We start from the raw sequence: 19,330 nt of genomic DNA, 5'->3' as shown, positions 1-19,330 counted from the left end.
AATGTAGATTAAGTTTTTTCAATAATGCAAGAACCGCTCAAATATTTTTTATTTGTTTTTATAAATAATTTTTACCGGAACTCCCTCAAAATCAAAGTTCTCTCGCAACCTGTTCTCCAAATACCTCGTATAAGGGTTTTTGATGTATTGGGGGAGGTTACAGAAGAATGCAAAAACCGGATTTTTTGTAGGCAATTGAGTCACATATTTTATTTTTATGTACTTGCCTTTCCATGCCGGTGGCGGATAATGTTCAATTTCTGGAAGCAAAACATCGTTCAATTTGGAAGTTGGAATTCTACGGTTTTTGTTTTCGTAGACTTTAACAGCCAATTCTATCGCCTGAAAAATCCTTTGTTTCTCAGTAACTGAAGTGAAAATTATCGGGATCCACTTGTGTTCACCCAATCTTTCCATCATATCATCCTTGATCTTATTCATGGTCTTGTGGTCTTTTTCTAAAAGATCCCACTTATTGACCATGATCATGATGCCTTTGTTGTTTTTGATTGCTAAGGAGATCAAGTTAATATCCTGTGATTCTAGGCCTCTGGTAGCATCTATCATTACGATGACTACATCAGATTCTTCCAAAGTTCGCAAAGAGCGCATCACGGAGTAAAACTCCACATCCTCTTTTACTTTCGCTTTTTTACGGATACCTGCGGTGTCAGTAATGATAAAATCCTGACCAAATAATTTATAGCGCGTGTGGATAGCGTCTCGGGTTGTTCCGGCTTCGTTGGTTACGATGGATCTTTCCTTGCCTAAAAGGGCATTAAGGAAGCTGGATTTTCCCACATTGGGTCTTCCCAAAATAGAAATCTTTGGAATGCCTGCATCTGGATCCTCTTCTCCTTCATCCTCGAATTGCTCCACCACAAGGTCTAATAATTCTCCTGTTCCACTTCCGCTTACAGCGGCTATTGGGAAAATCTCGAAATCACTTAGCCCCAAAGCGTAAAACTCATTCGCCATTAAGGATTTTTCAAGATTATCTGCTTTGTTGGCTACAATGAAAATTGGCTTTTTGCTGGACCTCAGTTCATCGGCAAATTCCTTATCCAAATCAGTAAGACCATCATGGCAGTCAACAACAAAAAGAATGACGTCAGATTCTTCAACTGCCAGTTTTACCTGCTTGCGGATTTCTGCCTCGTAGATATCATCCGAACCAGTTACATATCCGCCAGTGTCTATGACAGAAAAGAATTTTCCGGACCATTGTGCATGGCCATAATGGCGATCTCGGGTCACCCCGCTCATGTTGTCTTCTATCGCTTTTCTTTCCTCTACCAGGCGGTTAAAAAGTGTGGATTTACCAACGTTTGGTCTTCCTACTATTGCTACTATGTTTGCCATATCAAGATGGGTCGTACCCAAATTTTTTCAGTTTTAATTTATTTTTTCTCCAGTCCTGCTCCACCTTCACAAAGGTTTCCAAATAGACTTTCTTTCCGAAAAATGCTTCCAATTCTTGGCGGGCTTCGATTCCAACCTTTTTGAGCATTTTTCCCTTATCTCCAATGATGATCCCTTTTTGGCTGTCCCGCTCCACATAGATATTTGCGCGCATGCGGATGATGGTTTCATCTTCTTTGAAATCCTCTATGCTGACTTCTGTACTATAGGGAACTTCCTTTTTATAATTGGTAAAGATCTTTTCACGAATAATCTCGGAGGCAAAGAACCGTTCAGGACGGTCTGAAAGTTCCTCTTTATCATAATATGCCGGATGTTCTGGAAGTCTGTCCAGGATTTCCTGCATAATTTTTTCAGTATTGAATTTTTCCTGAGCAGATATTGGGATTACCAATTCAGCCTTGATGAGTGAAGTCCAGTAGTTGGTTACTTCATCCAACTGTCCGGGTTTTGCGAGGTCAATTTTATTGATGACCAAAAGGACTGGAACTCCGGAATTATTGATTTTTTCGATGACATGCTCAATATCGGCGGCTGTTTCGAACAAATCTGTCACAAAAAGAATTATATCCGCATCTTCCAGAGAAATGTTGACAAAATTCATCATGTTTTTCTGGAGCTCGTACTGAGGTTTGAGCATACCTGGAGTATCAGAGAATACGATCTGATAGTCAGGAGCGTTGGTCAGTCCGACTATTCTATGTCTGGTAGTTTGAGCTTTGGAAGTAATGATGGAGACTCTTTCCCCCACCAGAATATTCATGAGGGTAGATTTGCCCACATTGGGTTTCCCGATGATATTGACGAATCCAGCCTGATGAGATTTTTGCGACATTTCACTAAATTTTTTACAAAGGTACTTGATTTTTAGACAATACTGAGGATTTCGGCCTTTCTACAAAATAAAATTTGGTAATTGCTTTTTGATTTTCAAATTGGAAGGAAAGGGTGTAAAGGCTTTGTTTAAGAGCACCTTAATGATGTTTTAAGAATTAGATTTAGGGTACTTCATCCAAAAAGATGCTGTTTGATCCAATATTTTTTCGCTTCAAGGTTTTGCATTTGAAAATTAAACGCATACTTTTGTATCACCATTTGCCACAAGGGCAATTCAAACACAGAAATAATAGCTATAAAAGCTTAAAAACATATCGCGGGATGGAGCAGTTTCCCGATATGGATCGGGACAGGGTTCGCTCGTCGGGCTCATATCCGCCACGGCGGACACAGGTTCAAGTCCTTAAGTTGAAATAGTTTATGAAAATATATCGCGGGATGGAGCAGTTTTCCGATATGGATCGGGACAGGGTTCGCTCGTCGGGCTCATATCCGCCACGGCGGACACAGGTTCAAGTCCTTAAGTTAAAATAGTTTATGAAAATATATCGCGGGATGGAGCAGTTGGTAGCTCGTCGGGCTCATAACCCGAAGGTCACAGGTTCGAGTCCTGTTCCCGCTACTTTTAGACTCCGAACAATGTAAAAATTGTTCGGAGTTTTTTGTTTTTCAGGCATTTAGAACTATCTCGAATCTATTTGATTCTGATAAATTCTAATGATTTTGTCCCCCTTTTTGTCCCCCAATTTGTCCCCCTTCTTGTCCGCCTAGAATTTTTTCGGTATTTTGAACCATGATAGATTTCAAAATTTCCGCGGTTTTGAATCCGAAAAGTAAAAAGTCGCCCGACGGCGAAGCGATCTATTTGTGCATTAATCGAAAAGGAAGGCACTACCTTAATCTCAACCTTGAAAAGATTCCAAAAAATGCTTGGTCAGGAAAACCATTAAAATGGGTCAATAGTCAATATCTGTATGCTGATTTTCACAATCGGGTAATTGCAAGGGAAATTCATCATCTCAAAGAAATCATCCAGGATTTTTATAAGCGGAGTGAGGTTCTGACCGCTGATAAACTGAAGAACATATATCTGGTAAAACACCAAGGCAAAAGAATAAAAGGTGTTAATGGAACAATTGCTCCTGGGGCTAGTGATAAAATTTCATCCTATATCGATTACTCTCTCAAATTTGGAGCAACCAAAAAGAAAGCTGAAGGAACGAGAAAGGTATATGTGACCTTAAAGAATTTGGTTGATAGCTACAAAAGCCAGGCTGTGATGGCTGATTTAGATGAAGCCTATGTTTTGGGATTCATAGATTTCTTGCGGAGCAATGCAACGGAGATTAATTCCGATACCACGGTTGCCAAATATGTGGATCGTTTGAAGGTGATCTATCGAGAGTATTGTGACCAGTATGGGATTCTTTTTAAGAAGCGAATATTTGAAAGACTGGATGTCGAGTCAACCAAAAGGCCTGATAAAATCATATACGTTAATGATAAGCAGTATGAACTGCTGTCTGAAATGAAATTTTCTCTTGAAGAGAGAAGACTTGAAATCACCAGGGATCTTTTTCTTTTGCTTTGCAATACGGCCCTGTATTATAATGATTTGATCGCAATTCGTTCAGAAAATGGATTTGATTGGAACTTGCTGAAAGAAAATCCTGAACACATGGTGCTTCAGGGGGAAAGAAAGAAGAATGGAGAGGAGTTTTGGATTCCGCTTAATGACGCAGCAAAAAGGATCGTCAAAAAGTACTTTCGAGAAGGGGGGGAATATTTGTTTCCTGCAGGCGTGGCTATTTCAGAGCAAAAGTTTAATCAGAACCTGAAAGTCCTTGCAGAGAAGATTAAATTCCCTGATGTGCTATCCAATAAGGTAGGAAGAAAGACTTTCGGAACATGGACAGATCGACTGGGGATGGATGATAATGATATTAGAATGATATTTGGGCATTCGCCCGGCTCGGTTCTTAAGAAATATTATACCGAAAGAAGAACCGTGGAAACCTATAAGAGAATCCTTTCCTTCATTCAGCGATAAGTATGCAAAAGAAAACTAAACTGGCAATCAAACATTACCACGGGAAGGAACTTGAGAAGATTGGAAAATCATCTGCTAGCTTTCCTTTATATGTCATGGTAAGGTACAAGAATGCGAAAACCAAATTTGCATCAAGGTTGGGAATACGATTTGTGAATGAAAATGGTGGTGAGTCCTCTATCCTTGGCAAATTCAATAGAGATGTGATCAGTCTAATTGAAGACGAAGTAAAGCACATTGAACTGCTTAGAGACTATTTTGAGGATGTCTTGGCGGTTGAGTTTACGCCATCTATGGTGGTAAATGAGGTCTTCGAGAATACTGCCTTAGAGAAAGTCATTGATTATTTTGATCAAGTTTTTGAGGAAAAGGAATTGATAGAGATTCTTGCAGAAATTGATCAAGACTTGATTGATTTGTTAAATGCTGCCGGTCCTACCCGGTTTTTGTCAGGTTTAAAGCATCTTGATCTAGCACTTTTTCAGCGATTCATGGAAATTGAAGAAGTCAGACGGGTATTCGATTTTTTCAGGATTTATAAATCATTTAATTGGCCGGAGGTAAATAGGCTTCAATTTAGGATGGCGGTAATTGATGAGAATCAGAATATTGCAGGTTTAAAAAAATGGATGGATGATCGCTTTGATTCCGAAATGCTTCATTATTATCGACTCAATCCAATTGATTTGAATCATTGAAAAAAAAGGACACCAGTGACCGATTTTATTATTTTTCTCTATATTTGAGTAAATCAAACTCAAATCATTATGAATCAAGACACTTTTATTCCGTTTTCGGCTGTTAGCCAAAAATGGCTGGAAGAGAAATTCAAGAATCTGGAAGAGAAAATCTCAAGCATTAATCCGGCTAGTAAATCCGTAAAAGATGAATGGTTGTCGCTTCAGGAATTCATGGAGGCAACTGGCGTTAAATCTCATTACTCGATTTCAAAAATGGAATCCGTTTCCGAGTCCAAAGGGCAGGAGTTTCGCTCCATGTACCGAGGTAAAAGGCGATTTATTCACCAGAGAGAGGTGGATAGGTTTTTTCAGGGGGAGTTTGAGAACTAAAAAAGGAAAGGATGACCATCCTTTCCTTTTGTTGAAAATGCGCAATAGCAGTTCCTTGGTTTGCTTTTAACCTCTTCACAATTAAAAACATGATTCCAAGTTGAACATTCTTTTGATCAAAATCAACCTAGGTAAGGCGGTTTATTGAACTTTTACCACTCTGACTCTCCTCCCAGTTAGATCCTGATAACCATCCGGATCATTTCCAAAAGTTTACAAATCATTCAAAGTAGTATTTACCCCAAAATGCTAATCGAAACCTTATTGCCTAAAAAATATGACTTCAATAAATCATTATACAAAATCGAACGATTCCCGTTCCGGTGAATTCCTAATCATCAAATCCGCCAATGAATGGATGGATGAAGCCAAGTCCAAGCCTATTCCCAAAAAGATCTTTGGCCCGTTTTGGTATGAGGAAGAGCTATGCATTCTCTTCGCTGATACCAATCAAGGTAAGTCGTTGCTTGCCGTACAAATTATCGACAGTGTGTCCAAAGGAGTTCCAACCCTGGGATTGGAGATGGAACTGAAAGCATCTAAAGTCATCTACTTTGACCTGGAATTGACAGCCAAGCAATTTGAAATGAGATATGCTCAATACGATAAGGAAAGAGATATCCTTTTTGATCATTTCGAATTCAGTGACCTTTTCCTGAGAGCAGAAATCAATCCATATGGATTTGATGAGGCTTTTGAAGAGTATGAAAGCTTTCTTTTTAAAGAGATAGAGGTTCAAGCCTCCAAGTCCGGCGCTAAAATCCTCGTAATAGATAATCTGTCTTGTGTGATTTCAGATAATGAGAAGGCAAGGAATACCACTCCATTTTTAATAAGGCTCAACAATCTGAAAAAGATTCATGGGTGGTCGATTTTGCTCATTGCCCATACTCCAAAGAGGAACCTGTTTGCACCGATCAATAGAAACGATATCCAAGGCAGCAAGAGCTTTATTAATCTGATTGATTCTTGTTTCGCTGTAGGAGAAAGTCAAAAAGACCCTTCCATTAAATACTTGAAACAAATAAAAGTCAGGTATGGTGCTTTTAAATATCCCTCCGAAAATGTCCTAGTCTGTAAAATCGGCAAAGACTCAAATTTCAGTTCGTTTAGGTTTATCCAGTTTGGAAAAGAGTCCGATCATTTAAAGCAGTTGAATCCAGTCGATAAATCTCAAATGAAGACCAAGGCCTTGGATCTCAAAAATGAGGGCCATACCAATGTGAAGATAGCTCAGGAACTCGGAGTGTCAGAAGGAGCTGTGAGGAAATGGCTCAAGCAACTTGAGTTAGACGAGTAAGCTCAATCGTAAAAATCGAACTGTACGAGGGGTACGAGGTGTGCGAATCGTACGATTTCCACTTACCACTACCCCTCTTTTTCTTTTTGCAGGTAATCCGACAATTCACGACAAAAGGAAAGATAAGACTCCTTTAAATCAATAAGATGTATTATTTATGTATAGATGTATTTATATAAAAATGTAAATATTATGAACTACTCTGAAGTAAAACAAGCGGCTGCCAGAATCAAACAGGAATTCCCTGTGCTGGATTATTTCCATAGCCTGGTCAGATCAGGATTTCTGAAATTCGAAGGCATCCACGGGAAAGAATATTTTTTTGGTTTCCTGGAACAGCGGACTGGCTCGATTGCCGTAGATGACAAAGCGAATGTGTGGTATGATCATGCCGCAGGAAAGGGCGGAGACGTTATCGCAGCAGTCCAGGAATTTGAAAACAAAACCTTCTTCGAATCAGTGGAAAGCCTCTCTGGATCAGTTCCGGTAAGAAAATTTGTTCCTAGACAAAAACCTGAGATTGCCCAGAAAATAGTGGTGGAAAAGGTGGCTGAGATCAGCCATGATGCACTTATCCAATACATTCGAGGCAGGGGTATTGATCTTCAGGATATTGCTCCTTTCGGTAAAGAGGTGCATTGGCGGAATAAGGGAAAGCGATATTTCGCAGTGGGTTTTCCAAATGAATCGGGTGGATGGGTACTTCGATCCTCTATTTTTAAGGGGAACATTCTTGGAGGAGGTACTTCAATTCGAATCCTTGGGACTGTTAAAGGCATCAAAGTTTTTGAAGGCTGGTTTGACTTTCTGAGTTATCTGAAGCTTTCTAGAGCTACAGATTTCAAAGCCATTATTCTGAATAGTACTGCCAATCTCAGTTTTCGCTTAATTCTGGATGTTTTGGAAGAGTGTGAAGTAGTTGATCTCTATTTGGATAATGATGTTACGGGAGAGAAGTGTACAATTAATTTTATTAGAGTAGCCCAGCTATTCCGTTATTGCCTTCAAAAAGGATCACCTACCGATTGGGATTTGGAGGCATTGAGGGGGAGTAGGGACAAAATTGGAATTCTCCTTTCCAATATGAAAATCATTCCTTCAGAAGCGATGGAAATCTGGAAGATCCAAACGAATGTTTCTGATCAAAGATGTCACTTTTCTGGTTTTGAGGATGTTAATGCATTTTTGGTGGGTGGGGTTCACAAGTGACAATATTCGGTCTGGGGGTTAAAGTGGAATACTTTGGAGTCTCGTCAATACAAAAGCTAATTGGGATCAACTTCAAATGTTATATAAAGGTAAATCTGAAGTCAGGCCATCTGAAAGAAAAGTTGCAGTACCAGTTAGAATCATGAATACGCAATCCGTCCAGGCACTGGCAGATTTGGAGCAGAAATTAATTCTTAAAGCCTATAGCCCATCTACAGTAAAGAACTATTGATCATCATTAACTCAATTTTTATCTTTTTTTGAAAGTCGAAATATTAAGGATGTGACAAAGGAAGAAATAGAAGCCTTTGTCTATCATCAGATCACCAAATATAAAATTTCAGAAAGTGCGCAAAATACGTTGATAAACGCGATTAAGGCGTATTATGAACACGTGCTGGGTAGAGAACGGACTATTTATGATATCCAACGACCTAAGAAAAGCCTAACGCTGCCCAATGTACTCAGTCAGGAAGAGATCAAAGCAATCCTTTGCAGTGTGGAGAATATAAAGCACCGAGCTGTATTGATGCTTATTTACAGTGCTGGATTAAGAATAAGTGAAGCTATCAACCTTTCGTCGGAATATCTAAACCTAAGAAAACGAGATATTCATTCTGATGATGGTTACATTTTCATCAAGGGAGGAAAAGGAAAAAAAGATAGGAAAACTGTGCTTTCACCAATTCTGCTAGTAATGCTTAGAGAGTATTACAAAGCTTATAAGCCCAGTTATTGGCTATTTGAAGGGCAGGAAGGAGGTCAGTATTCAGCGACAAGCATTCAAGCCGTTTTTCGAAGAGCAATAAAGAATAGCAATTCAAACCCTTGGGCGACTGTACACACTTTGCGTCACAGTTTTGCAACTCATCTACTTCAAAAGGGGACAAATTTGCGTTATGTGCAAGCTCTCCTTGGTCATGAAAGTAGTAAGACCACTGAAATATATACGCATGTGCTATCGATATCAAATAAAAATATTCAAAGTCCACTTGATGGGATCGACGAAATCCTTAATTTGGTCACAGCAGATCCCTAAAGACCTGTGGACAATGGTGATATATAGGCAATAGGGAAGTGGTGATGCTGTAACCAAAAAGTATTATAGCTAATAATGAAAACTCATGGAAGGAAAACAAACAGCATTATTTGACGAGAGATTCCTCGAATCATTTACTGGTACTGGAATAGTGAGTGAACCAAAGATTGCTATAATAGAGCTAATTGCAAATTCTTGGGATGCAGGTGCCTCTAAAGTGGAAATCAAATGGCCTAACGAATCAGACAATTCTTTCTTCATCAGAGATAATGGACATGGGATGTCTGAATCCGAATTTGATAAACGTTTTAGAAAATTGGCATATAATAGGCAAAGAGATCAGGGTATTTATGCTGAAATACCTAGAGAAAACTCATTTATTTCAAAACGACTTGCTTTTGGAAAAAACGGCAAAGGACGATTTGCAGGGTTTTGTTTTGGTCCGTCTTTCTTTGTTAAAACATGGAAAAAGAATAATGAAGTTACTGTAAAAGTATTTAAAGGGAATGAAGGCGAAATATTCTTCCAGAAAATAGATAGTAAAGAAGGAGTAACTGGACATGGAACAATGGTTTATGCAGATAATGCCAAAATTCCCATAATCTCGGCTAATTTAATCAAAAGAGAGATTGGTATGAGATTCCTTACTGACCCAAATTTCGAAGTTGCAATTGATGGAGAAAAAATAACCTTTCTAGATATACCAGAGAAAAATATTAAGGAGTTTATTCTAACCGTGGAAGGTTTTGGAGAAGTTAAACTAATTGCAATCGATACTTTATCAACTGACAAAACTACCCATCAACATGGCATTGCATGGCATGTGAATGGGAGGTTAGTTGGTGAGTGTTCGTGGAAAGGAACTGGTATGGATCATCTTATTGACGGAAGACGTATAGAAGCCAAAAGATTTATCTTTATCGTTTTGGCAGATATTTTAAATTCCGAAAAAAACATACATCCGGATTGGTCTGGATTTAAATCAAATAGTGACGAATTTCAATCAGTAAATGAGGTTGTACTCAACAAGGTTAAAGATTTTGTTTTGGATATTTCTAAAGAAAAACGTAAAGAAACTTTTTATGACATCAAATCACAAAATAATCAAACTCTTAAAAGGATTGGGCTAATTGGTCAAACAAAATGGAATTCGTTTATAACTCAAGTGCAGGAGGAATGCCCATCAATTAATGAAACAGAACTTGCAAAGCTTGGGACAATCCTAGCCAATTTGGAGGAATCACAATCTCAATTCAGCCTTATACACGCTCTATATGAACTTGATCCAAATCAACTGGATAATCTCAATGAGATTCTAGAAGAATGGAATGTGGATCTTGCAAAAATAGTTTTGGATGAACTTCAATTTAGGCTAAAATTATTGGAGCAGTTAAAAATCAAAGTACTTTCAAAGGATACTGATGAGGTTCAGGAGTTGCAACCTTTATTCAAAAAGGGCCTATGGATTTTTGGACCCGAATACGAAACTATCGAATACACCTCAAATCAAGGAATGACATCAGTAATACAAAATTTATACGGAGGAATAGAGAAAGGCTCAAGAAAAAGACCAGATTTCGCAATTTTAAGTGACAGTACAGTAGGTCTCTACTCATATCCTAAATATGATGATGAAGGCGGTGAAATTGGCGTAGATAGACTTACGATAGTGGAATTAAAAAAGCCAGGTGTTCCCCTTAGTTCAGAGCAAAAAAGTCAAGCATGGGGATATGTGAAGGAGTTAACAAAAAAAGGATATGTCACTCCTGAAAATAAAATAACATGTTTCGTTCTCGGTTCGGAAATTGATCCACTTGAAGCTCAGGAAACGCATCAAGGGGGAACTAAAATAATTCCTTTACTTTACGATACTGTAGTAAAACGGGCTAACAGCCGATTACTAAATCTTTATGACAAAGTAAAAAATTCACCATTTCTCGAAAATGTAAGACTGGAAGAAGAGCTTAACGGTCAAATGAACTTATTAGAAAATTAATAGGCCATAACAATTTGTAGAAATTAGAGCCTTTCATTGCTACAGCACAACCAAAACTACGATTCTTACATTGACGTTATTTTTTAAATGAAAAGAGCAATAATACTTGGAGCAGGGGCTTCTAAAAGCTATAACAAATCTAAAACAGGTGTGAAAATGCCTGTTGCATTAGACTTTTTTGAAACCTTTAGAAAACTTGAAATTTCAGAAAATCCTTGGGTATTAATTGGACATTTAATTAACTATATATCTGATAGAGATAAAGTTGATGCACTCCAATTTTTGAATTTTTCTGAAGAAATCGAATTACTGCATTCTGAAATTCAAAAAAAATTGTACAAGGCTTTACATCGTGGAAATATTTTTAGACACCCAGATGGTATTCAACAATTAAAGGCTTATAATGAATTGATATTTCTTTTTGTAAGTGTAATAAATGAAATTCAGAATGGTGATGAATCTTTAACTCATAAAAATTTAGCTAAACAACTTTCTACGAGAGACTCAATCATAACTTTTAATTGGGATACTTTGATGGACAGAGCTTTAATGAAAGAAACTGATTGGAATAGTGGAAATGGATATTTTGTACAGCCTTCTGCCGTTTTCAGGGATGATTGGATTTATAATGATGATCAATCTATTGAACGAAATTTCCCGAAGTTGTTAAAACTTCACGGTTCTAGTAATTGGATTACAAGTCATATTATACCTAGCAAAGAAGGCAAATTTGAATTAAGCCAGGAAACTAATGTAGAAGACTTCTATGTCTTCGAACGAGCAACTAAACCATATGCAACCTATGCTGGTAGATACATGTCTGGATATGAAGAGTTCTCATATGGCTATTATCCACCAAATCTTCCCTTGATAGGTAAACCTGCTCCTGAAGGTTATACAATAGTAAAAAGCAGAATTAAAAACCCTTTGATGCCTGAAGGAAAATCGAATGATAAAGGTTTGTATTCTATGCCATTAATAATTCCCCCGGTAAAAAATAAAGAATACGATTTATTTGGAACATTATTTACTCGAGTTTGGGCTGAAGCACAAAGAGAAATTGAAAACGCAGAGGAAATCTATATAATAGGATATTCATTTCCTGTAACTGATATTAGAACTGATCAATTGTTTAAATCGGCATTTCTCAAACGGAAAACATTTCCAAAGATTATTATCCATAATCCCAACCCGGATTTGATCTTTGAAAGATTCACATTTGATTATGGCATACCCTCATCTTACATCATCGTCAAAAAGGAATACTTTGATGAAACCTTTAAATTTGAATAAAAACTGTTCATTTAATAAAAAATAAATAATAAAAAACTTGTAACACCACCTATGCCGCTCCACTTAGGGATAATACTCATAGCCAAAAGTTGTGCTGCATACAAGGATAGCTGACTGAAAAATTATTACCACTGCAGGAAATTGAAGATTCTCTATAAATATCGCCCACTTTCAGAATTTCTTTTTAAGGAACTTTACTATCAAGAGTTGTACTTCGCTTCCTACTTCGAATTGAATGACCCGCTTGATTTGTCGGCTCGGATTGAATTTAGTTGTGAGAAATCCGAGCAAGTAGAATATCTGATTTATTTTCTTTTTAAGTCAACCCTATCGCTCAATGATGCCTTAACTGACAAAAAAAGGAAGAACGACAAAAACCTACTTGCATTCAATGACAACAGAACAAAGGTTGCAGAATTTCAGCAAACGGTTTTTGAATATATAAACCAGCTAAAAGATGAAAAAGAAAGAGTTTGGGATATTGATATTAAAAGCATTATTGATTCCGCATCAAAGAAACACAATCTAGAATTCCAATTTGATTCAGAGAATTTCAAAAGCGTACTTAAACGTATATCGTCAAAATTTCTTGAAAATAGTTATGCTACTTGCTTTTCAGAAAGCAATGATGATTTTTTAATGTGGTCGCACTATTCCAGCAAGCATTCAGGAATCTGTTTAGAGTTTGCGTTAGAAAATTCAGGTCTTTTCCCTTACATCGGGAAAGCTCGAAGGAAATTAGATTGCAAAAAATACAAAGAAAGACTATCCAAATGGGATTTAGAAACCCACGTGTATTGGGACAGAATTAAAAAAGTTAATTATGAGAGCGAACAGCCGTTTATAAATTTTTTCGAGTTTTCACAAGTTTTTGAAAATGAACACGATTGTGATTTGATAGGTCTTTCAAAACCTTGGACACATCATTTTGCTCATCAATTAGAATGGGTTTTCTCTACCAAAACTGCACCGTGGAAATATGAAAAGGAATGGAGAGCGATTCATATAAACTTTGGAAATCCCCAAGAACCAGAAGAAAGAATCCGACATTATCCACTTGAAAGTCTGAAAGCTATCTATTTTGGTATGCGAACTCCAGAAAACGTAAAGAAGAGAATCTTTCACATTTTTGATAAGTAAGCAAAAGAACTACAATACTTTGAATGTAAACCGACAAACGGGAAAGACCTAGAATTTATTGAATGGGAATATTATGAATAATATGCCAACGCATGGAGAGAAAAAGAAACGGCCCGACCCTTCGCATTTTTAAGAAGAGTTGTCATCCGAATTGCCCCAAGCATTTGGCACATGCCATAGCCGCGCCAGACTATAAATAGTAGGCAGTGTGAATTCGAGATAGGTCAGTAATATCATCCATACCCTAAGTATATTATACTTATAAAGTTCAGCCTGGCCAGCAATAAAGCACCTTATTTTATTCGCTATTAGTTTTGGTCAACAGTAAAATTCTTTACAAAACATTATCTTTACAAAAAACAAAATGACAATGGATTTGCTCAAAATATCAAAAGCACTGGCTGATGCCACGCGGTTCAAAATTCTAAAGATACTCATGGCAAAAGGAGAAATCAGTTGCAGTGAATTGGAAGGCCACTTTACGCTTTCTCAACCTACCATTTCACACCACTCTAAAATACTGTTTGATTGCGGACTTATCCATGCAAAAAAGGATGGACAACATTCGCTTTTATCGGTAAATAAGAAGTTGTTAGAAAAATACCTCACATCCCTTAAAGAAGAATTGGTCAAGTAATTTTTTTTATTCAATATATAGATATATTTCAATATATCTTTTAATTTTGATTAAGTTTGTGAAAACATCTACCAACTAATTTAAAAACAAAAAATTATGATATTAATTACAGGAGCCAACGGGCATTTAGGGGCGGCCACTATCGAATCTTTATTGAAAAAAAATCCTAAAACCCCAATTAGGGCATTGGTAAGAACCGAAGAAAAAGGAGCTCCATTCAAAAAAAAAGGAGTGGATATTGCCATAGGAGATTACTTTAATTATGATTCATTGCTTGCGGCTATGCGGGGGGTAGATGTCCTTTTACTGGTTTCATCAAGTTCCATAACCGGACGTTATGAGCAGCATTCTAATGCCATAAAAGCGGCAAAAGAGAGTGGCATAAAGCATATCGTTTACACCAGTGTGCTGAAATCTTCCCCTGATTCCAAATTCAGTGGAGGTATGGATCACGTAAAAACAGAAGCAGAGATTAAAGCATCAGGAATTCCTTATACCATTATGGGAAATACCTATTATGCTGATTTTCTACCGATGTTGTTAGGAGATTTTACCAATACAGGAGCTATTTATTACAGTGCTGGTGATGCAAGGGTAAATTTTGCGTCACGAAATGATATGGCAGAGGCCAATGCAGTTGTACTTTCCAACCCTTCTGCCCATCAGAATAAAGTGTATAATATCACCGCATTAAAAGCATATACCTTTACAGAGATAGCTGTTATGCTTTCGGATATTGTAAATGCCCCTGTAAACTATGTAGATATTCCACTGGAAGATTTGAAAAAGGGCATGCTGCAACATGGTTTGCCGGAAAATGTTACGGGTATGATGGCAAGTATTGCCGAGACCATGAAAGCCGGGGAGTTTGATTATGCCGATGATACATTAAAGAAATTAATTGGTCATCCTCCTCTTGATTTAAAGGATTTTCTAAAAAGTGTATATGGCACAAAATCCTTGTAGGATAAATAAAACCTTAAATAGTAGAAATTCATAAATGAAACCAATATGGGAAAATTAGAAAACAAAGTTGCAATCATTACAGGTGGTGCCGGCAGTATCGGCCTGATTACCGCCAAACTTTTTTTACAAAACGGTGCGAAAATAATGCTTGTTGACGTAAATGAGGATTCGTTGAAAAATGCTGCAACAGAATTACAATCACCAAATGTTGATTATTGCGTAGCAGATGTTACCCAAAGTTCTGATGTTGAAAAATATGCACAGAAAACAGTAGATAAATTTGGCAAAATAGATGTGTTCTTCAATAATGCAGGGATCGAAGGGGTGGTAAAGCCAATTACAGAATACCCGGAGGAAAATTTTGATAAAGTTATTGCTGTCAATGTGAAAGGGGTTTGGTTGGGCATGAAGCATGTGTTACCAAGAATGAATGACGGAGGAAGTGTTATCATTACATCTTCCGTAGCAGGGCTTATTGGCATCTCAGGAATGACCGCCTATAATGCAAGTAAACACGCCACCATTGGTATTATGCGAGCCACAGCACAGGAGGCTGCCCCACGAAAAATCAGGGTAAATACAGTTAATCCGGGGACCGTTGATAACCGGATGATGCGTTCTCTGGAAGAAGGAATGGCTCCAGGACATGCAGAGGCAATAAAAGCGGAATTTATAAAAGGTATTCCCTTGGGAAGGTATGTTCAGCCCGAAGAAGTAGCCAATGTAGTTTTGTATTTAGCTTCTGACGATAGCCAATTTATAACTGCAACCATTAATGTGGTAGATGGAGGAATGGCGGCATATTAGATTCTCTGTTTATTCAACATCGGCACTTACATAGTTATCTGCTCTAAAACCGAATTTATTTATACACGAAAAAATATCAAACCATGAACATCAAAGAAAAAATCGAAGACCTAATCAAGCTAATGCTGTCGGGCAAACAAATGGATGCTTTTGAAAAGTATTATCATGAAGATGTAGTAATGCAGGAAAACTCCAAACCCCCAATGGTTGGCAAATCAGCCAACAGGGAAAGGGAAATTCAAGGGATGCAGATGATTGAAACGTTTCACGGAGCAGAAGTAAAAGCAGTTGCCGTGGGCGACAATGTGACTATGGTAGAATGGGAATTTGATGTCACCTACAAAGGCGCGCCCCGCATGAAAATGTGCCAGGTGGCCGTGCAAAAATGGAAGGACGGCCAAATTATTCATGAACGTTTTTATTATTCAACTAACTAAAATCAAAACAAGAGCAATTTCACTCGATCAAGCCATTGCCTTTATGTCATCGTTTAATGAAAATAATGGAAGCAACCCTTCCAATGAAAAATATATTCCCGGAACCTGCAATATGGGGAGAGAGGAAATCAAAAGGCGAAAAGCAAGTGGATGGACAGGGTTGGTACTAACGGTAATTACCATTTCTCTCTTATTATGGTTCAGTGCACCTCACTGGATGCGACTTGTAGTTTTCATTCCGGCAGTAATGGGAGCAACAGGATTCATACAGGCGTACAATAAGTTCTGCGTGTATTTCGGATTTGGGCACATGTTCAATTTAGGAGAGGTGGGGAAAACAGATACCATCGATCAAAAAGAATTCAGGGTGAAAGACAGAGCAAGAGCCTGGCAATTGCTTGCCTATGCTTTTGGTACAGGATTGATTATTACTGTAATCGTTTATCTCCTGCCCTGATTTTGATCGGATATAAACCAGGTAAGTGAACTACTTGGCAGTTCTTGCTTGAGCATCATGCTTAAGTATAGAATTTATGGAAATGAAATTCATTTAGTAAACAAAACCATCATGGAAAAGCAAACAAAGAGTAAAACAAGAAAAATTGCCGCATGGGTGATAATTGGACTAGTGGGTGTGTTGGTTATTATGAGCGCCACCATGAAACTGACACACGCTGAAGAATTGGTAACTAATTTCACTAAATGGGGATTGATTGATAACCTCACGTTTATAGGAATTGGCGAATTGATTTTCATCATTTTATTTATTATTCCCAGAACATCCTCCCTTGGGTTTCTTTTGTTAACCGCCCACTTTGGTGGAGCCATTGCCACTCATCTACAACATGAGGAATCGTTTATAATGCCTGCCATTATTTTGACTGTGATCTGGATTGGTAATTACCTGCGCAATCCCGAAATGCTGGCAAGTTTTACGAAAAAATAATGGACATAAAAGCAATAGCCGTATTAGGCGCCAATGGCCGAACTGGAATTGAAATTGTAAAACAAGCCCTGGAAAAAGGTTGGGTTGTAAAAGCATTGGTTCGCGACAAACAAAAAATCAAACTTGCAAATCCCAATCTACAAGTCATTGAAGGAAATCCTATGCGTATAGATGATGTGAGGAAAGTTATCAAGGAAACACATGCCATCTTTGTTGCGCTCAACATTGGAAGGAAATCTGACCTGCCTTGGGCAAAAGTGACTTCGCCACTTGATTTATTGTATACAAGTATGAAAAATATAATTTTCGCAATGAATGAAAACGGTGTAAAGCGGGTGATAACTGTTTCAGCCTGGGGAACAGGCGATAGCTACAAAGAAACAAATTGGATATTTAAATTTCTTATCAAAAAGACCAACGTTGGTGTAGCCTACGCAGGTCATGAAGATCAGGAAAGAGTACTTCGTACAAGCGGACTGAAATGGACATCTGTTCGACCGGTTGGCCTTAGCAGCAGTGAAAAGCAGAAGCAAGTTCGGGTAAGCATTAAAGGCGATAAAAAACTAAACATGACCATCAGCCGAAAAGATGTTGCCCGCTTTATGCTGGACATTGTTGATGATGAAAAGTATTACCAGCAAGAACTTTCTATTTCATCAGAATGACTTTATCCGGTAGCGGAGTAACGTGCGTCCGATTTAAATTCCCTTTTGAATTGTAAAATGAACCGATCAGACTTTATAAAAATAATGGGAGCAGCAACAATAGGTTTTGGGACTTCAAATGTAAAGAGCTGGGCCAATTCGATAACCGGCTTACCCGAACAGGAAGTAACCCTTCCGGTTCTTTTTACTTCGCACGGAAACCCAATGGACATACACCTTCCTCATAAAGCGAATCCTTTTTTAACTTATCTTTTTGATTTAGGTGTTGACTTACGAAAAAAATATCCAAAAGAAATTAAAGCCATATTGGTAGTATCAGCACACTGGTGTACCAAAGGCACATACGTAAATGTTTCTCCGTGGCCGGAAACGATTTACGATTTTTACGGTTTCCCTCCCGAATATTACACTATAAAATACATGGCTCCAGGTGCTCCGGAATTTGCCAAAAATGTAGCAGAAGCCATCCCTGCAATTAGAACTACAACCGAATGGGGTTTCGATCATGGCAATTGGCCCATGCTTCGTCATCTTTTCCCAGATGCCAATGTACCGGTTTTTCAGATGAGCATTGATTATTATCAATCTCCTCAATACCACTATGAGTTAGCAGTTCAACTGAAGAAATTAAGAACGAAGGGTGTTTTGATTATCGGCAGCGGTTCCGTTGTTCATAATCTTCAATTGGCAAGTTCCAGACTTTTCAAAGGCGATAAAACCTTGTATGGATGGGATAAGGAATTTGATGAATGGATAAAACAGAGAGTGGTGGACCGCGACATAAAAAGTTTGATGAATTATGAAAAAACAAAATTTGGAAAAATGGCTGCCCCGACTCCCGATCATTATGTGCCGCTAATTTATTCTATGGCTATGCTGAATACCAACGATACTATAGAGCACACCTATGAAAGTCTTTTGCCTGCATTTAGCGACCGTAGTTTCATCATTGAATCAACCCATTAAACAATAGTATAACATGACCTTACATTATGATTTTGAGCTTCCAAAAAGAACAGGAGCCAAACCAACTACCACACCGAGCAATCCTCACATGCAATTGGATCAACAACCAAAAGACAGAAAGCTGGTGGATGAACTCATTGGTTGGGCATTCTCGCTTCCTGATATTTCAAAGGAGTATAGCAAAATCTCTGTACCCGGAGCACAGGCCATGTGTATGTCAGAAGAAAAAATGTGCACACATTGTAATGCTTTTATGGTTGAAACGGAATTTGCGCATTTTCATCCTGCTCCGGATGGCAGTATGCACTTAGGCCTCCCGCAGCGTGATGTAAAAAAAGTAATTGAACTGGGTTGGGGCGAATTGCATCCTGTAGTGCATAAAGGATGGTTGCCGCCAAACTTCATAATGGTTTACGCGCCCAGAAACGAAGAGGAGGCCGATGAGATTAAAAAAATTATTTTTCGCTCCTACCAATTTGCAATAGGTGAAATAAGCGATTAATGAGGCGAAGTTTGGGTCAGTAAAAATAAATTCTACTAAAAAAAAATT

At 38.0% G+C, this 19,330-nt stretch carries 21 protein-coding genes, 1 tRNA gene and 1 pseudogene; 21 read left to right on the top strand and 2 right to left on the bottom strand.

The annotated features are described in order from the left end of the window. Nucleotides 1-48: 48 nt before the first annotated feature. Together der and era are read right to left on the bottom strand one after the other, a co-directional pair. Nucleotides 49-1,362: a ribosome biogenesis GTPase Der gene (gene der, locus GYM62_RS15250; RefSeq protein ID WP_091652565.1), complete on the bottom strand. Its 1,314-nt coding sequence runs from the start codon at nucleotides 1,360-1,362 to the stop codon at nucleotides 49-51. 1 nt (nucleotide 1,363) lies between these two features. Beyond that, nucleotides 1,364-2,257: a GTPase Era gene (era, locus tag GYM62_RS15245; RefSeq protein ID WP_091653042.1), complete on the bottom strand. Its 894-nt coding sequence runs from the start codon at nucleotides 2,255-2,257 to the stop codon at nucleotides 1,364-1,366. Between the two features lie 551 nt (nucleotides 2,258-2,808). Between era and GYM62_RS15240 the strand changes: the two genes are divergently transcribed. The 21 genes and pseudogenes from GYM62_RS15240 (at nucleotide 2,809) to GYM62_RS15145 (ending at nucleotide 19,282) form a co-directional block, all read left to right on the top strand. Beyond that, nucleotides 2,809-2,881: transfer RNA gene (locus tag GYM62_RS15240), tRNA-Met, on the top strand. 171 nt (nucleotides 2,882-3,052) lie between these two features. Continuing rightward, nucleotides 3,053-4,309, top strand: a complete 1,257-nt coding sequence (locus GYM62_RS15235; RefSeq protein WP_146914387.1) for a tyrosine-type recombinase/integrase — start codon at nucleotides 3,053-3,055, stop codon at nucleotides 4,307-4,309. Between the two features lie 2 nt (nucleotides 4,310-4,311). Next, a complete protein-coding gene (locus tag GYM62_RS15230; protein WP_146914386.1) occupies nucleotides 4,312-5,007 on the top strand; it encodes a hypothetical protein in 696 nt (231 codons plus the stop codon). Between the two features lie 69 nt (nucleotides 5,008-5,076). After that, nucleotides 5,077-5,379 (top strand): hypothetical protein, encoded by a 303-nt coding sequence (locus tag GYM62_RS15225; protein ID WP_103923791.1) that lies wholly within the window; start codon nucleotides 5,077-5,079, stop codon nucleotides 5,377-5,379. A 277-nt stretch (nucleotides 5,380-5,656) separates the two neighbouring features. Further along, nucleotides 5,657-6,679 carry an AAA family ATPase gene (locus GYM62_RS15220; protein WP_103923792.1) on the top strand — a complete coding sequence of 341 codons (1,023 nt, stop codon included), beginning with the start codon at nucleotides 5,657-5,659 and terminating at the stop codon, nucleotides 6,677-6,679. Nucleotides 6,680-6,871: 192 nt separating this feature from the next. Next, on the top strand, nucleotides 6,872-7,888 hold the full coding sequence (locus GYM62_RS15215; RefSeq protein ID WP_160111208.1) for a toprim domain-containing protein: 1,017 nt from the start codon (nucleotides 6,872-6,874) through the stop codon (nucleotides 7,886-7,888). Between the two features lie 76 nt (nucleotides 7,889-7,964). Further along, complete coding sequence (locus tag GYM62_RS15210; protein ID WP_184496413.1) at nucleotides 7,965-8,120, top strand: hypothetical protein; 156 nt, start codon at nucleotides 7,965-7,967, stop codon at nucleotides 8,118-8,120. Between the two features lie 18 nt (nucleotides 8,121-8,138). Further along, nucleotides 8,139-8,285, top strand: a pseudogene (locus GYM62_RS21070) (phage integrase N-terminal SAM-like domain-containing protein); the annotation flags it as partial. Further along, nucleotides 8,283-8,927: a tyrosine-type recombinase/integrase gene (locus tag GYM62_RS15205; RefSeq protein WP_255590697.1), complete on the top strand. Its 645-nt coding sequence runs from the start codon at nucleotides 8,283-8,285 to the stop codon at nucleotides 8,925-8,927. The pseudogene GYM62_RS21070 and the gene GYM62_RS15205, both read left to right, overlap by 3 nt. 85 nt (nucleotides 8,928-9,012) lie before the next feature. After that, the gene (locus tag GYM62_RS15200; RefSeq protein WP_103923795.1) at nucleotides 9,013-10,923 is read left to right on the top strand and encodes an ATP-binding protein; all 1,911 of its coding nucleotides are present in this window, start codon (nucleotides 9,013-9,015) and stop codon (nucleotides 10,921-10,923) included. Between the two features lie 87 nt (nucleotides 10,924-11,010). Continuing rightward, entirely contained in the window at nucleotides 11,011-12,216 is a 1,206-nt protein-coding gene (locus GYM62_RS15195; protein ID WP_219957034.1) for an SIR2 family protein, read from the top strand. 141 nt (nucleotides 12,217-12,357) lie between these two features. Further along, on the top strand, nucleotides 12,358-13,356 hold the full coding sequence (locus GYM62_RS15190; RefSeq protein WP_103923797.1) for a DUF2971 domain-containing protein: 999 nt from the start codon (nucleotides 12,358-12,360) through the stop codon (nucleotides 13,354-13,356). A 370-nt stretch (nucleotides 13,357-13,726) separates the two neighbouring features. Then, nucleotides 13,727-13,993: a helix-turn-helix transcriptional regulator gene (locus tag GYM62_RS15185; RefSeq protein WP_160111209.1), complete on the top strand. Its 267-nt coding sequence runs from the start codon at nucleotides 13,727-13,729 to the stop codon at nucleotides 13,991-13,993. 96 nt (nucleotides 13,994-14,089) lie between these two features. Then, nucleotides 14,090-14,959, top strand: a complete 870-nt coding sequence (locus GYM62_RS15180) for an SDR family oxidoreductase (protein WP_014773254.1) — start codon at nucleotides 14,090-14,092, stop codon at nucleotides 14,957-14,959. A gap of 45 nt (nucleotides 14,960-15,004) precedes the next feature. Next, the gene (locus GYM62_RS15175) at nucleotides 15,005-15,766 is read left to right on the top strand and encodes an SDR family NAD(P)-dependent oxidoreductase (RefSeq protein WP_144605546.1); all 762 of its coding nucleotides are present in this window, start codon (nucleotides 15,005-15,007) and stop codon (nucleotides 15,764-15,766) included. Nucleotides 15,767-15,849: 83 nt separating this feature from the next. Beyond that, the gene (locus tag GYM62_RS15170; RefSeq protein ID WP_014773255.1) at nucleotides 15,850-16,203 is read left to right on the top strand and encodes a nuclear transport factor 2 family protein; all 354 of its coding nucleotides are present in this window, start codon (nucleotides 15,850-15,852) and stop codon (nucleotides 16,201-16,203) included. Further along, nucleotides 16,175-16,660: a hypothetical protein gene (locus tag GYM62_RS15165; RefSeq protein ID WP_014773256.1), complete on the top strand. Its 486-nt coding sequence runs from the start codon at nucleotides 16,175-16,177 to the stop codon at nucleotides 16,658-16,660. Before GYM62_RS15170 ends, GYM62_RS15165 begins: the two co-directional genes overlap by 29 nt. 111 nt (nucleotides 16,661-16,771) lie before the next feature. After that, the gene (locus GYM62_RS15160; RefSeq protein WP_219957033.1) at nucleotides 16,772-17,149 is read left to right on the top strand and encodes a DoxX family protein; all 378 of its coding nucleotides are present in this window, start codon (nucleotides 16,772-16,774) and stop codon (nucleotides 17,147-17,149) included. Next, nucleotides 17,149-17,814: an NAD(P)-dependent oxidoreductase gene (locus tag GYM62_RS15155; protein WP_014773258.1), complete on the top strand. Its 666-nt coding sequence runs from the start codon at nucleotides 17,149-17,151 to the stop codon at nucleotides 17,812-17,814. The genes GYM62_RS15160 and GYM62_RS15155 overlap by 1 nt, the downstream gene beginning before the upstream one ends. Before the next feature lie 84 nt (nucleotides 17,815-17,898). After that, nucleotides 17,899-18,780 (top strand): dioxygenase, encoded by an 882-nt coding sequence (locus GYM62_RS15150; protein ID WP_014773259.1) that lies wholly within the window; start codon nucleotides 17,899-17,901, stop codon nucleotides 18,778-18,780. 13 nt (nucleotides 18,781-18,793) lie between these two features. Beyond that, nucleotides 18,794-19,282 (top strand): luciferase family protein, encoded by a 489-nt coding sequence (locus tag GYM62_RS15145; protein WP_014773260.1) that lies wholly within the window; start codon nucleotides 18,794-18,796, stop codon nucleotides 19,280-19,282. Nucleotides 19,283-19,330 lie beyond the last annotated feature (48 nt).

The sequence above is a fragment of the Algoriphagus sp. NBT04N3 genome (genome assembly GCF_019443765.1).
Lineage (GTDB): Bacteria > Bacteroidota > Bacteroidia > Cytophagales > Cyclobacteriaceae > Algoriphagus > Algoriphagus ornithinivorans.
Note: the sequence above shows the minus strand (reverse complement) of the source record. Positions and strands in the feature narration are given on the sequence as shown.

Excerpts from the sequence above, each read along its gene's own strand:
- GYM62_RS15165 (WP_014773256.1), top strand. The coding sequence starts at position 16,175 with ATGAACGTTTTTATTATTCAACTAACTAAAATCAAAACAAGAGCAATT.
- GYM62_RS15235 (WP_146914387.1), top strand. The coding sequence starts at position 3,053 with ATGATAGATTTCAAAATTTCCGCGGTTTTGAATCCGAAAAGTAAAAAG.
- GYM62_RS15215 (WP_160111208.1), top strand. The coding sequence starts at position 6,872 with ATGAACTACTCTGAAGTAAAACAAGCGGCTGCCAGAATCAAACAGGAA.
- GYM62_RS15180 (WP_014773254.1), top strand. The coding sequence starts at position 14,090 with ATGATATTAATTACAGGAGCCAACGGGCATTTAGGGGCGGCCACTATC.
- GYM62_RS15155 (WP_014773258.1), top strand. The coding sequence starts at position 17,149 with ATGGACATAAAAGCAATAGCCGTATTAGGCGCCAATGGCCGAACTGGA.
- GYM62_RS15210 (WP_184496413.1), top strand. The coding sequence starts at position 7,965 with ATGTTATATAAAGGTAAATCTGAAGTCAGGCCATCTGAAAGAAAAGTT.
- GYM62_RS15150 (WP_014773259.1), top strand. The coding sequence starts at position 17,899 with ATGGGAGCAGCAACAATAGGTTTTGGGACTTCAAATGTAAAGAGCTGG.
- GYM62_RS15185 (WP_160111209.1), top strand. The coding sequence starts at position 13,727 with ATGGATTTGCTCAAAATATCAAAAGCACTGGCTGATGCCACGCGGTTC.
- GYM62_RS15195 (WP_219957034.1), top strand. The coding sequence starts at position 11,011 with ATGAAAAGAGCAATAATACTTGGAGCAGGGGCTTCTAAAAGCTATAAC.
- GYM62_RS15225 (WP_103923791.1), top strand. The coding sequence starts at position 5,077 with ATGAATCAAGACACTTTTATTCCGTTTTCGGCTGTTAGCCAAAAATGG.
- GYM62_RS15145 (WP_014773260.1), top strand. The coding sequence starts at position 18,794 with ATGACCTTACATTATGATTTTGAGCTTCCAAAAAGAACAGGAGCCAAA.
- der (WP_091652565.1), bottom strand. The coding sequence starts at position 1,362 with ATGGCAAACATAGTAGCAATAGTAGGAAGACCAAACGTTGGTAAATCC.
- GYM62_RS15200 (WP_103923795.1), top strand. The coding sequence starts at position 9,013 with ATGGAAGGAAAACAAACAGCATTATTTGACGAGAGATTCCTCGAATCA.
- era (WP_091653042.1), bottom strand. The coding sequence starts at position 2,257 with ATGTCGCAAAAATCTCATCAGGCTGGATTCGTCAATATCATCGGGAAA.
- GYM62_RS15160 (WP_219957033.1), top strand. The coding sequence starts at position 16,772 with ATGGAAAAGCAAACAAAGAGTAAAACAAGAAAAATTGCCGCATGGGTG.
- GYM62_RS15230 (WP_146914386.1), top strand. The coding sequence starts at position 4,312 with ATGCAAAAGAAAACTAAACTGGCAATCAAACATTACCACGGGAAGGAA.
- GYM62_RS15175 (WP_144605546.1), top strand. The coding sequence starts at position 15,005 with ATGGGAAAATTAGAAAACAAAGTTGCAATCATTACAGGTGGTGCCGGC.
- GYM62_RS15220 (WP_103923792.1), top strand. The coding sequence starts at position 5,657 with ATGACTTCAATAAATCATTATACAAAATCGAACGATTCCCGTTCCGGT.
- GYM62_RS15170 (WP_014773255.1), top strand. The coding sequence starts at position 15,850 with ATGAACATCAAAGAAAAAATCGAAGACCTAATCAAGCTAATGCTGTCG.